This is a genomic window from Streptomyces sp. IBSBF 3136 (assembly GCF_036815105.1).
GTDB lineage: Bacteria > Actinomycetota > Actinomycetes > Streptomycetales > Streptomycetaceae > Streptomyces.
Window position 1 is genome coordinate 1 of the sequence record NZ_JAJSZC010000230.1, and the last position, 12733, is coordinate 12733.

The following is a 12733-nucleotide window of genomic DNA, read 5'->3' on the forward strand; positions in this document are numbered from 1 at the left end:
CCCCCCCCCCCCCCCCCCCCCCCCCCCGCCCCCCCCCCCCCGGGGATCGTGGGGCGGGCGGCGCCCGCGAGCGGCACGACGAGGGCGGCGGTGAGGAGAGCCGGCAGCAGGGCCCGGCGCGCGGTGCGCGCGGCCCGGGGCGCGGTCGTCCGCCCGGTCTTCGTCGTCGGTGCCCGCCCCATGGTGGTCTTCCCCCGTCCGCCCGGCCATCGGGCTTGTCTGACAGGGAAGTTAGGGAACCGGGGCCGTCGTCGGCGTCCCACCGGAGAGCTGTCCGCCGGCGTAGCTCTCAGGTACTACGGGTATGACCGGGGCCACCCCCGAGGGGACCGGACACGGCCGGGCGCGGGCCGAACACGGGCCGGGCGCGGGCCGGGCGCGGGCCGAACACGGGCCGGGCGCGGGCCGGGCGCGGGCCGGACGCGGGCCGAACGCGGGCCGGACGCGGGCCGAACGCGGGCCGGGCGCGGGCCGAACGCGGGCCGGGCGCGGCACCGGCCGGTGTCACCACGCGAGTTGGGCGATCTCCTCGGCCACCACCGCGCACGCGTCCGCCGCCGGGTCGATCAGCGGGAAGTGCCCGACGTCCTCCAGCAGCGTCAGGCCCACCACCTCGCCGGCCTTCGCCGCCGCGTCCGCGTAGGCCTCGGCCACCGCCTGCGGCACGTCCAGGTCGGCGCGCCCCTGGACCAGGGTCGTCGCGATCCCCGTCGGCAGCAGGAGCGCGGGGTCGGCGTACGGCCGCCGCTCGGCGAACCGATCCTGGCCGCCGAGGAGTTGGAGGGAGGCGTTCCCGCAGACGTCCAGCTTCTCCGCCGCCGCGAGGTCCGCGATCGGCGCGAGCGCGACCACGCCGCGCAGCGGCGCCGGGCCGTCCAGGCGCCAGGGGGCCCCGGCGGGCAGGACATGGCGGGCCGCGGCCCACAGGGCGAGGTGGCCGCCCGCCGAGTGGCCGGTGAGGACCGTGCGGCGCAGGTCGGCTCGCGGGAGCAGTTCGCGGGCCAGCGCGGGCAGCGCGTCCAGGGCCGCCGCCACGTCGTCGAAGGTGTCGGGCCAGCGGCCGGCCAGGGGGGCCGGGGCGGCGCCGCCCTCGGAGCCGGTGTTCTGCGCGGGGATCTGCGGCTCGCCGCCCCTGCGGTACTCGACGTTGGCCACGGCGAAGCCCCGCCGGGCCAGGAAGTCGGCGAAGGGGGTGATGTGGCGGCGGTCGTAGGGGGCCCGCCACGCGCCGCCGTGCAGGACGACGACCAGCGGGACGACCGGGGTGTCGGTGCGCGGGACGTAGAAGTCGATCACCTGGTCGGGGTGGTCGCCGTAGGCGGCGGTGACGTCGGGATCGACCGGCGGGTGCGCGAAGGCCGACTCCTCCTCGGCGGCGGCGCGGGCAGCGGCGGCGTCGTCCGGCATGCTCCAACCTCTCAGCGGCGAAGGGAGTGCCTCCCGGGCTCTCGGCACCGGGGGCGGATCAGGCGGACCGGGCGGGCATACGTCGTCGGCCGTTGGCCGGGACGGTATCAGGCCCGTGACGTGCGCAGGGACGCCCGAGGGGGGCGGGACGCGGTAGCACCCCGCCCCCTCCGGTCCGGCCGCGGCAGGGCCTGTCACGTCCTAGCCGAGCACCTCGCCCAGCACCCGGGCCGCCCGCTCCGTGTCGGCGAAGCCGACGTACAGCGGGGTGAAACCGAAGCGCAGGACGTCCGGGTGGCGGAAGTCGCCCACCACCCCGCGGTCGATCAGACGCTTCATCACCTCGCCCGCGTCGGGGCAGCGCAGGGCGATCTGGCTGCCCCGCTCCCCGTGCGGCCGCGGGGTCACGCACTCGACCCGGCCCGGCTCCGTGTACGCCTCGACGCACTCCAGGAAGAAGTCCGTCAGCGCCAGCGACTTCGCCCGGACCGCGGCGACCGGTACGCCGTCCCAGACCTCGAGGGCCGCCTCCAGGGCCAGCATGGACAGGATGTCCGGGGTGCCGACCCGGCCGCGCGGCGCACCGGGCGCCGGGGCGTACGACGGGCTCATCCCGAAGGGCTCGGCGTGCGAGTTCCAGCCGGGCAGGGGTGAGTCGAAACGGTCCTGGAGTTCCGCGCGCACGTACAGGTACGCCGGCGAACCCGGGCCGCCGTTCAGGTACTTGTAGGTGCAGCCGACCGCCAGGTCGACCCCGTGCTCGTCCAGCCCCACCGGCAGCGCGCCCGCGCTGTGGCACAGGTCCCAGACCGCGAGCGCGCCGCAGGCGTGGACCGCGGCCGTCAGGGCGGGCAGGTCGTGCAGGCGGCCGGTGCGGTAGTCGACGTGGTTCAGCAGGACCGCCGCCGTACGGCCGGACAGCGCCGACGGCAGCTCGGCGGGTGTCACCGCGCGCAGGGTGCGGCCGGTCAGCCGGGCCGCCGACTCGGCGATGTAGCCGTCCGTGGGGAACGTCGTCGCGTCGACCAGGACCTCGTCACGGTCCGCGCCGGCCATGCGGATCGCGGCGACCAGCGCCTTGAAGACGTTGACGCTGGTCGAGTCGCCCACCACGATCTGGCCCGCGGCCGCGCCGACCAGCGGGGCGATGCGGTCACCGATCCGCTCGGGCGCCGTCCACCAGCCGCTCTCCTCCCAGGACCGGATGCGCAGCTCGCCCCACTGCCTGCGGACGACGTCCTCGACCCGGCCCGGCACGTGCGCGGGCAGCGCGCCGAGGGAGTTCCCGTCCAGGTAGACCACGTCGTCCAGGACGAAGCGGGAACGCAGCGGGGCCAGTTCGTCGGCCGCGTCCAGCTCCTGCGCGCGCGAGACCAGCTCAGACATAGGACCTCGCCGTCCACAGCTCGGGGAAGACGTTCTTGCGGGCGCGCTTCTCCAGCCAGGCCACGCCGGCCGAGCCGCCGGTGCCGGTCTTGGCGCCCATCGCCCGGCGGGTGGCCACCAGGTGGTCGTTGCGCCAGCGCCACACCAGCTCGGCCACGTCGGTCAGCGCCTCGCCCAGCCGGGCCAGGTCGGCGTACTGGTCGCCGGAGTAGACCGCCTGCCAGGCCGCCTCCACGGCGTCCGAGGGCTCGTGGCGCAGGGCCACGTCCCGGTTCAGCACGGAGTCCGGGATCGCGTGGCCGCGCCGCGCGAGGAGCCGTACGACCTCGTCGTACAGGCTCGGCTCGTGCAGGGCCTTCTCCAGCTCCGCGTACACACGGGGGGCGCCGCGGTGCGGGACGAGCATGGAGGCGGACTTCTCACCGAGCAGGAACTCCATCCGGCGGTACATCGCCGACTGGAAACCGGAGCCCTCGCCGAGGGCGCCGCGGTACGCGTTGAACTGTGCGGGGGTGAGCTGACCGAGTGGCTTCCAGGAGGCGTTCAGCGCCTCCAGTTCACGTACGGAACGCTTCAGCGCGGCGACGGCGGTCGGCACGTCGTCCGAGCGGAGCGCCTTCGCGGCGGTCTCCCACTCGTGCACGACGACGGTGAACCACAGCTCCATGACCTGGGTCGTGACCAGGAAGACCATCTCTCCGGGGTCGTCGGAGAGGGTGTGCTGGAGGTGGGTGAGCACGTCCGCCTTGACGTAGTCCTCGTACGGCGTGGTGCCTGCGAAGTCGAGATGCGGGGTCTCGGGCTCAGCGGCCTCGTGAGGGAGGTGAGCCGGTTGGGACATCGCTGTCTCCTGTGTTACTCCGGGTAGCGGTCCGCCCCTGCCGATGCCGGCACGGGGGCCCCGGTCCCCAAGCGGAATCCTCCGCAATCCCCCCGGATACGGCAAGGCCCGTCTGCTGCCAGACGGGCCACACCGGTCCCTCCCGTACCGGTCAGCCCAGGGTCTGGGCCGCCGCCGGGGAGGAGTCCTTCAGGAACTGCGAGCAGCGCTCGTACTCCTCCTGCTCGCCGATCGACTGCGCGGCGCGGGCGAGGGCGTGCAGGGCGCGCAGGAAGCCGCGGTTGGGCTCGTGCTCCCAGGGGACCGGGCCGTGGCCCTTCCAGCCGCTGCGGCGCAGGGCGTCCAGGCCGCGGTGGTAGCCGGTGCGGGCATAGGCGTACGACTCCACGACCGAGCCCCGCTCGAACGCCTCGTCGGCCAGCTGGGCCCAGGCGAGGGAGGAGGTCGGGTACTTGGCGGCGACATCCGCGGGTGCGGTGCCCTGCGCGAGCAGCTCGCGGGGCTCCGGGTCGTCGGGAAGGTGGGTCGGAGGCGGCCCGCCGAGAAGGTTCTCGTGAATCGTCATGCCCCCAGTCTCCCGCACCGGTAGCGGGGACACCCGCGCCCAGGGTCACCAGACCGCAAGCGTCCGCACCGAAAGGGGCGCGGGGAACTGCGCGACCGGCCCCCACGCACCCGCACCCGGCGACGAAGACCCGCCCCCTAACTCCCGCTCCGCTCCCCCTCCAGAGGAGGACTCATCACGTTCCCGTGCCTGCGGCACTCGGGCCGACGGCACCCGGGCGCCGGCCGCCGCACCAGCGCGAACGCCAACCCCGACCCCACCACCAGAACCGCGGAGCAGATGGGCATCGCACGATCGAACGCCGCGTCGAAAGCCGCGGGCACCCGATACGCCTCCGGCCCCATCCCCGTCAGCAGCGGCAGCGCCGCCACCGCGATCAGCCCCGCCGCCCGCGCCGCCGCGTTGTTGATACCGCTGGCAAGACCCGCCCGCGAGGTGTCGACGGAGGCGAGCACCGTGGCGGTCAGCGGCGCCACCAGGGCGACCATGCCCGCCCCCATCACCAGCAGCGCCGGAAGGACGTCCCGCAGGTAGTCCGCGTCCGGCCCCACCCGGAGCATCAGCAGCATCGCCGCCGCACACAGCAGCGGGCCGACGGTCAGCGGCAGCCGGGGACCGGTGCGGTCGGCCAGCGCGCCCGAGCGGGCCGAGAACAGCAGCATCAGGGCGGTCGTCGGGAGCAGCGCCGTACCGGCCTGCAGCGCCGAGTAGCCCGCCACCACCTGGAGCTGGAGAGCGGTGAGGAAGAAGAAGCCGCCGAAGGCCGCGTACACGCACAGCGTCACCAGGTTGACCGCCGTGAACTGGCGCGAGGCGAAGATGTCCGGCGGCAGCATGGGGTCGGCCCGGTGCCGCTCGACCTGGACGAAGGCGACGGCGGCCACGACACCCCCCGCCGCGCTCAGCCCGACCGCCACGGCATTCCGGCCGGTCTGCCCGGCCTCGATCAGGGCGTACGTCAGCAGCGCCAGCGCCAGCGCGCCGAGGACCGCGCCGAGCACGTCGAACCGGGAACCGGTGCGGCCCGCGTCGGACTCCGGAACGTGGCGCAGGGCCACCGGCACGCACAGCAGCGCCAGCGGCACGTTGAGCAGGAACACCCAGCGCCAGCCCGGGCCGTCCACCAGCCAGCCGCCCAGGAAGGGCCCGACGGCCGCGCCTATGCCGCCGAAGCCGGACCACAGGCCGACCGCCCGGCTGCGGTCGTCCGGATGGAAGGACGCCTGGATCAGCGCCAGGGAACCGGGGGTGAGCAGGGCGCCGCCGACGCCCTGGAGGGCGCGGGCGGCGATGAGGACGCCGGGGCCGGGCGCCAGGCCGCACAGCAGCGAGGCGGCCGCGAACCAGACGACCCCCAGCACGAAGATCCGCCGGCGGCCGTAGCGGTCACCCAGCGAACCGCCCAGCAGGATCAGGCCGGCCAGCGTGACCATGTACGCGTTGACCGTCCACTGCAGCGCGCCCAGGCTCGCGCCGAGGTCGCGGCCGATGGTCGGCAGCGCCACGTTGACGACGGTCGAGTCCAGCATGGCCATGCTGGAGCCGAGGACCGTGGTGAGCAGGACCCACCTGCCGCGGTGCGAGGCCAGCCGGACGTCGGGCATGGGTCCAGGTATACAGCGAGCCCGCCGCCTCGGTCAGGCGACGGGCTCACCGCGAGGTACGACCACGGGCTACTTGATCTTGTTGCCCGCCGAGCGCAGGTTGCGCGTGGCCTCGACGACACGCGCGGCCATCGACGCCTCGGCCAGCTTGCCCCAGGTGCGCGGGTCGTAGGTCTTCTTGTCGCCGACCTCGCCGTCGACCTTCAGGACGCCGTCGTAGTTCCGGAACATGTGGTCGGCGACCGGACGGGTGAAGGCGTACTGCGTGTCCGTGTCGATGTTCATCTTGACGACGCCGTTCTCCAGCGCCGTCAGGATCTCCTGCTCGGTGGAGCCGGAGCCGCCGTGGAAGACGAAGTCGAACGGGGACTGCTTGCCGAACTTGGCGGACACGCCGTCGGCCAGCTCCTTCAGCAGCTCGGGGCGGAGCACGACGTTGCCCGGCTTGTACACGCCGTGCACGTTGCCGAACGAGGCGGCGAGCAGGTAGCGGCCCTTCTCACCCAGGCCGAGGGCCTCGGCGGTGCGGATCGCGTCCTCGACCGTGGTGTACAGCGAGTCGTTGATCTCGTGGGAGACGCCGTCCTCCTCACCACCGGTCGGGGTGATCTCCACCTCGAGGATGATGTTCGCCCGGCGGGCCGTCTCCAGCAGCTCCTGCGCGATGGCCAGGTTGTCGGCGAGGGTCTCGGCGGAGCCGTCCCACATGTGCGACTGGAACAGCGGGTTGCGGCCGGCCTTCACGCGCTCCTCGGAGATCGCGAGCAGCGGACGCACATACCCGTCGAGCTTGTCCTTCGGGCAGTGGTCGGTGTGCAGCGCGATGTTGACCGGGTACTTCTCGGCGACGATGTGCGCGAACTCGGCGAGCGCGACCGCGCCGGTCACCATGTCCTTGTTGTACTGGCCGCCGAGGAACTCGGCGCCACCCGTGGAGATCTGGACGATGCCGTCGCTCTCCGCCTCCGCGAAGCCGCGCAGCGCCGCGTTCAGGGTCTGGCTCGAGGTGACGTTGATGGCCGGGTAGGCGAACTTGCCTGCCTTCGCCCGGTCGAGCATCTCGTTGTAGACCTCGGGGGTTGCGATGGGCATCTGTCCGCTCCTTGAGTGTGCGGGTTGGCGATCTGCGTACTACGGCCCTGACCTAGACCTAGGGGGTGACGTCATCGTCGTCCCCATCTTTCCAGACATGGACCGCTGGTCCATGCGCCGGTCAAGTCCAGGTCAATCCGGCGCGTCAGTCCAGACCCAGTTCATCCTTCGAGAAGGCGAAACGGTACGGAACGCCCGCGCCGGCCTCGATCTTCTCGGCGGCGCCGGTCGCGCGGTCCACGATGGTCGCGACGGCGACGACCTCGGCGCCGGCCTCCCGCACGGCCTCGACGGCGGTGAGCGGCGAGCCGCCGGTTGTGGAGGTGTCCTCCACCACCAGCACGCGCCGGCCGGCGATCTCGGGACCCTCCACCCGTCGCTGCAGACCGTGCGCCTTCGCGGCCTTGCGGACGACGAAGGCGTCCAGCCTCCTCCCGCGCGCGGCGGCCGCGTGCAGCATGGCGGCCGCGACCGGGTCGGCGCCCATGGTCAGCCCGCCCACCGCGTCGAACTCGAGGTCCGCGGTGAGGTCCAGCAGCACCTGGCCGACCAGCGGGGCGGCCTCGCCGTCGAGGGTGATGCGGCGCAGGTCGACGTAGTAGTCGGCCTCCAGGCCCGAGGAGAGGGTCACCTTGCCGTGCACCACGGCCTTGTCCTTGATCTGCCGCAGCAGCTCAGCGCGTGTGCCTGGCGGCATTGCTTCGTCGACATCCGTCATGCCGCCCAGCTTAGAGGCGCCGCCAGCTCCAGGTGGTCGTCGCCTCCAGCGGCTCCAGCGGTGTGACCAGGCGCGGGAGGGAGTTCAGCCCATTGGGCGGTCCGGTCTGCGGCTCCACGCAGACGGCCTCGGCCTGCTCGTCGTAGACGACCACCCACTCCTCCCGGCTGGTGACCCGCAGTTCGAGCTGCCCGGGCCAGGTGAGGGTGACGTCGACACCGCCCGGCATGCCGAAGCAGTCGTCCCAGGGGCCGGGCCGTGGGTCGAGCCGGTTGCCGGTGGGCAGGTGGTCGGCGCCCCGCTCCTCCTGCCACGCGGGCTTGAAGTCGAGCCGCACGTCCTCGCCGCCGAGGCTGCGGTTGAACCACGGGTGCCAGCCGATCTGCGCCGGGAAGGAGTCGTCGTACGCCTCCACGGACATGCTCAGCGTCAGGCTGTCCTCGGCCAGCGCGACGACGTGCGTGACCCGGCCTCGGTGCGGCCAGGGTTCGGTCAGGTCGTGGGTGATGACGGCCTCGTCGGCCGAGGTGCGGGCGGTGTGCCAGTCGCCGTCGCGCGCGGTGCCGTGGATGGCGTGCGGCGGGGAGTTGAGGGGCATCTGGCGCACGGTGGCACCGTCCATGAAGCGGCCCTCCCGGATCCGGCCGCACCAGGGCACCATCGGGAAGCAGCCGTAGCGCCCGCCCTGCCGCAGCAGCTCCACGCCGCCGATCCGGAGCCCACCGATACGGCCGCCGTTGCCGGGCCGCACGCTCACTTCCGCGTCGCCCGCGGTCAGCGTGATGTCTTCGTTACTCACGTGACGACCCTACTGGGGCGATCAAGAGGGCGTCCGCCGGCCGGGCGGTGCCAGGATCGCGTCATGAAGTACATGGTGCTGATGTACGCGGATCCGGCGGCGACCGCGGCGATGACCGCCGAGCAGCGCGCCGAGGTGTTCCGCAGGCACGAAGCGCTCCACCGGGACCTGGCCGACACCGGCGAGATGTTGAACGGAGCCGGGCTCGTCCTCCCGGCGGACACCACCACCCTCCGGTGGCACGCGCGGGGGCCGCACACCGCGACGGACGGGCCGCTCACGGACGCGCCCCACCAGCTCACGGCCTACTACGTGATCGAGTGCGCGAGCCCGGAGCGGGCGCATGCCATCGCCGAACGGGTCCTGGACTTCCACGTCGTGGCGGTCGAGGTACGGCCGGTCCACGACTGGTTCGGCATGGGCGAACCGCCCGAGGACGAGCCGGACGGGCCGGACGGCCCGGACGGACCGGGCGGGCCGCGGGCCGGGGCCTAGGGGTCCGGTCCGGGCGAGGGGCCTACGGCGGCGGCACAGGGCACGGCGCGGCCGCTAGGGACGGCGGCTGCGCAGGGCGCCTTGGGGGGCGCTAGGGACGGCGTCATCGCACTGCACAGCGGTGGCGGGCCGCGGGCCCGGGGGCTGGGGTCCGGTCCGGACGAGGGGCCTTAGGGACGGCGGCGGCGCCGGCGCGGGGCGTGGCGCGGTAGGACAGCGGCGGCGCAGGGCACGGCGCGGGCGCTAGGGACGGCGGCGGCGCAGGGCGCGGCGCGGGCGCTAGGGACGGCGGCGGCGCAGGGCGCGGCCCACCACGATGGCCGAGGCGACGGCAAGCGCGGCGGCCGGCGCCGCCCAGCGCAGGGCCGCCTTCCCGGCGACGGTCTGCGGGGCCGGCACCGGGGCGTAGCGGCCGCGCGGCGGCGCGTGGTCGACCTCCTCCGCGCTGCGGCCGATCATCGTGCGGCGCGCGTGAGCGGCCTCGGCGGGCGGCTCGCCCGTGGCGTCGAAGGCGGACCGGCGGTCGGTGTCCGGGTCCGCCTCGGGGTCGAGGGAGGGCGGGGGCACGTCGGTGTCGAAGACGGAGTCCCGCCCGGACGCGCCCTCGGGCTCGGAGTCGGTGTCGGGCCCGGGCTCGGAGTCGGAGTCGGGCTCGGAGAGGATCTGCGGCTCGGCGCCGGGCTCGGCGGTGTCGCCGGTGTTGGCGGTACGCCCCTCCGCGGCTGCGGGCTCCGCGTCCGCCGGGCGCGCCTGACGGTCCTGGCCTGCCTGGCTCTCCGGGTCGGCCTGACGGTCCTGGGCCGCCTGGCTTTCGGGGCGGTCCTCGTCGGGCCGGTGGGCGGGCAGGTTCTCCAGGAAGCGGCTCAGCAGGCGGGTGACCGCCGAGTGCACCGCCTCCGCGGGCAGTTCGGCGACGCGTCCGTCCGCGTCCGCCGTGCCCTCGACCGTGACGGTGGTGCCCGCCCCGGCCTCCCCGCCGCCGCCCTCCGCGAGGCTCAGGGTGAGGGCGAGTTTGACCGTGCCGGTGCCGCGGGCCTCGGTGGCCTCACCGTCGACGGCGTACGTGCCGTCCTCGCGCGGCGTGAGCCGGACAGCTCCGCGGTAGGTGACGGAGTGGCCGCCGACGCGCAACTTCAGCCGCCCGGCGACGGGTTCGGCCCCGGCGTCCTGCTGGAGCCCGGGGACCGCACGGGCCACCCGGGCGGGGTCGGCGAGGGCTTCTCTGAGCCGGTCGGCCGGAACCGGGACGAAGACCTGGTGCTCCATGTCGGCTGAGCCTACCCAGGAGTGACCGGAACGTACCCCCTTCAGTACCGCGGATGCACCAGCGTCGACGCCGGCAGCCCGCCGATCCGCGTGAGCCGTGCCGCCAGCGCGTCGGCGGCCAGCTCGCGCGAGGTCAGGGTGGCCGGCCGGGGCCCCCGCGGGTCCAGGCGCAACGGCGGTGCCGGACCGCCCGGGGCGGCCAGCAGGAAGCCCCAGTCGTGCGGGGCCCGGGGTGTACCGGCCGAGCGGTCGGGACCGGCCGGGAAGCCGGAGTCGCGCCCGAGCACGCGGTAGGGGGAGCGCCCGAAGCCGGACGCGCGCAGGGTCGAGGCCACCGTCCAGAAGGCGCGGGGCCGGGTGGCGACGGGCCCGGCGTGCACCACCAGGCGGCCGTCGGCGGCGAGGACGCGGCGGGCCAGGCCGTAGAACTCCTGCGAGTACAGCTTGGTGCTGGCCGTGATGCCGGGGTCGGGCAGGTCCTCGATCACGACGTCGTACAGGGCCGGCGGCGCCGCGCGCAGCCAGGTGAGCGCGTCGGCGGTGGTGACGTGGACGCGGGGGTCGTCGTAGGCGTGGCCGTTGAGGGCGGACAGGCCGGGGTCGGTGCGGGCCAGGCCGATCAGGCCGGCGTCGAGTTCGACGACGTCGACACGGCGCACGCCGGGGTGCCGCAGCACCTCGCGGGCGGCCAGGCCGTCACCGCCGCCGAGGACCAGCACGCGCGCGTGCGGCCCGGCCATCGCCGGCTGGACCAGCGCCTCGTGGTAGCGGCGTTCGTCGCGGCCGCCCACCCGCAGCCGGCCGTCGAGGAAGAGGTCGAGGGGGCGGCCGCGGGTGCCGCCGGCGAGGACGACCTCCTGGACGCCGGTCTGCACGGCGACCCTGACGTCCTTGCCGTACACCGCGTGGCGGGCGGCCCGCTCGAACTCGTCGGCGAGGGCGGCGGCGGTGGCGAGGACGCCGAGGACGGTGAGGCCGACCAGGAGCAGGGTCCAGCGGGCACGCCGGGTCAGGTCGCCACGGAACAGGCCGAGGACCAGGGCGCCGCCGGCGACGACGTTGACCGAGCCGGTGAGCAGCGCGCCGGTGAGCTGGCCCAGGAACGGCAGGAGCAGGAAGGGGAAGGCGAGACCGCCGACGAGGGCGCCGACGTAGTCCGCCGCGAACAGGTCGGCCACCGCTCCGCCCGCGTCCTGCCGGCGGATCCGCTGGATCAGCTCCATCAGCAGCGGGACCTCGGCACCGACGAGCAGGCCGATGGCGAGCGAGAAGGCGACCAGCAGGCAGCGCGGCCCGTCGGCCCAGACCCCGCCCCAGCCGCCGGTCCAGGCGAAGACGGCGTACAGCGCCATCGCGCTGCACCCGCCGACGAGCGCGAGGACGATCTCGATCGCCCCGAAGCCGGCGGCCGCGTGCCAGCGCAGCCGTTTGGCGGCCAGCGAGCCGATGCCCATCGCGAAGACCATCACGGACAGCACGACGGAGGCCTGGGTGACCGAGTCGCCGATCAGGTACGAGGCGAACGCGACGAGTTCGAGTTCGTACACGAGTCCGCAGGCCGCGCAGACGAAGACGCACGCGAGGACCAGGAACCGCCCGGTGCCGGGCCGGACGGGCAGCCGTGCGGGCCCCGGCCAGGGCGGGGCGGCCGGGCGCGCGGGGGCGTGCGGTTCGATCACTCTGCGACGTTACGTCACATCGCGGGTACGCTTCGTCACCCACACGTGTGGAGCTGGCGGCAGTCGGCGTACGGGTGGTTTATGTCGTCCTAACGTGACGACGTCCGGGGCACGCGCGCCCCGACCCGGGTCCGGGTCGCCACCAGCTGCCCGTCCTGCGGGTAGGCGTGCCAGGTGCGCCAGTGCACCTGGCCCTCGTGCCGCTGGGCCAGCATGGCGGTGAAGGCGTGCGGGCTGCCGGGGAAGACACCGGCGAGACCGTGCGGGTGATCGGAGACGAGGGCGAGCAACTCCTGGGCCCTGCCCGCGAACGAGCCCGGCGTGAGCACCTCGACGCGCGCGGCGAACTCGTACTCCCAGTCCCCGACCCGCTTGGCGACTCCCAGCGGCAGCGGGGTGCTGGAGCCGGGGATGCAGGCGACCGTCTCCGAACAGTCGCCCCGCTCCTCCTGGAGCAGTACCTGGTGGGACGCGCCGAGCAGCCTCAACTGCAGCTTCGCCCCGCTCAGTTCCAGGTCGAGGGTGGCCAGAGCGGGCAGCGGCTCGCGCCCGAGGGCCCAGGCGAGGTCGGCAGCGCGGGTGTCGGTGTAGGAGGTGTTCAGGGTCGTGAGCATGGATCGGCTCCGCTAACACGCAAAGAGGAGGGGGAGATCGGCCATGTCAGCCCGGTCAGCCCAGCCGGCCCGGCCGGGGAGGGGTGTCTGCGGGACGTCCGATGGGCTGCGTAGGTGATTTAGAGGGAATCATGAACAGAGGCGTCACCACAGCGCTTTTACCCAACTTCGTAGGGTTTCCATCCCCTAGAGGGCCCCACAGCTCAACTGTTCAACTACGCCGTGCCGACCGTCCCCCCGGCGCCCCCTCAGTGGCCGCCGCCGCAC

12 protein-coding genes are annotated in these 12733 nt (G+C 74.3%); 1 reads left to right on the top strand and 11 read right to left on the bottom strand.

Going from position 1 to position 12733, the window contains the following annotated elements; all coding sequences use genetic code 11:
* Positions 1-504: 504 nt before the first annotated feature.
* The 8 genes from V7E45_RS33425 to V7E45_RS33460 form a co-directional block, all read right to left on the bottom strand.
* Positions 505-1407 (bottom strand): alpha/beta hydrolase, encoded by a 903-nt coding sequence (locus tag V7E45_RS33425; RefSeq protein WP_333777998.1) that lies wholly within the window; start codon positions 1405-1407, stop codon positions 505-507.
* 201 nt (positions 1408-1608) lie between these two features.
* Positions 1609-2793 carry a kynureninase gene (gene kynU / locus V7E45_RS33430; protein WP_333777999.1) on the bottom strand — a complete coding sequence of 395 codons (1185 nt, stop codon included), beginning with the start codon at positions 2791-2793 and terminating at the stop codon, positions 1609-1611.
* Positions 2786-3634 (bottom strand): tryptophan 2,3-dioxygenase family protein, encoded by an 849-nt coding sequence (locus V7E45_RS33435; protein WP_333778000.1) that lies wholly within the window; start codon positions 3632-3634, stop codon positions 2786-2788. Before V7E45_RS33435 ends, kynU begins: the two co-directional genes overlap by 8 nt.
* A gap of 151 nt (positions 3635-3785) precedes the next feature.
* The gene (locus V7E45_RS33440) at positions 3786-4199 is read right to left on the bottom strand and encodes a DUF3151 domain-containing protein (RefSeq protein ID WP_333778001.1); all 414 of its coding nucleotides are present in this window, start codon (positions 4197-4199) and stop codon (positions 3786-3788) included.
* Between the two features lie 137 nt (positions 4200-4336).
* Positions 4337-5803, bottom strand: coding sequence for an MFS transporter (locus tag V7E45_RS33445; protein ID WP_333778002.1), 1467 nt, complete (start codon positions 5801-5803; stop codon positions 4337-4339).
* A gap of 69 nt (positions 5804-5872) precedes the next feature.
* Positions 5873-6895, bottom strand: coding sequence for a class II fructose-bisphosphate aldolase (gene fbaA / locus V7E45_RS33450; RefSeq protein WP_333778003.1), 1023 nt, complete (start codon positions 6893-6895; stop codon positions 5873-5875).
* 145 nt (positions 6896-7040) lie between these two features.
* Positions 7041-7613: an orotate phosphoribosyltransferase gene (gene pyrE / locus V7E45_RS33455; protein ID WP_333778004.1), complete on the bottom strand. Its 573-nt coding sequence runs from the start codon at positions 7611-7613 to the stop codon at positions 7041-7043.
* 10 nt (positions 7614-7623) lie between these two features.
* Entirely contained in the window at positions 7624-8412 is a 789-nt protein-coding gene (locus tag V7E45_RS33460; protein ID WP_333778005.1) for an aldose epimerase family protein, read from the bottom strand.
* Positions 8413-8475: 63 nt separating this feature from the next.
* Here V7E45_RS33460 and V7E45_RS33465 point away from each other — a divergent pair, with 63 nt between their 5' ends.
* Positions 8476-8907 carry a YciI family protein gene (locus V7E45_RS33465; RefSeq protein ID WP_333778006.1) on the top strand — a complete coding sequence of 144 codons (432 nt, stop codon included), beginning with the start codon at positions 8476-8478 and terminating at the stop codon, positions 8905-8907.
* A 279-nt stretch (positions 8908-9186) separates the two neighbouring features.
* Here V7E45_RS33465 and V7E45_RS33470 read toward each other — a convergent pair whose 3' ends face one another.
* From V7E45_RS33470 to V7E45_RS33480, 3 genes are all read right to left on the bottom strand, one after another.
* Positions 9187-10173, bottom strand: a complete 987-nt coding sequence (locus V7E45_RS33470; RefSeq protein WP_333778007.1) for an SRPBCC family protein — start codon at positions 10171-10173, stop codon at positions 9187-9189.
* Between the two features lie 41 nt (positions 10174-10214).
* The gene (locus V7E45_RS33475) at positions 10215-11852 is read right to left on the bottom strand and encodes a polyamine aminopropyltransferase (RefSeq protein ID WP_333778008.1); all 1638 of its coding nucleotides are present in this window, start codon (positions 11850-11852) and stop codon (positions 10215-10217) included.
* Between the two features lie 89 nt (positions 11853-11941).
* A complete protein-coding gene (locus V7E45_RS33480; RefSeq protein WP_333778009.1) occupies positions 11942-12466 on the bottom strand; it encodes a DUF2617 family protein in 525 nt (174 codons plus the stop codon).
* Positions 12467-12733 lie beyond the last annotated feature (267 nt).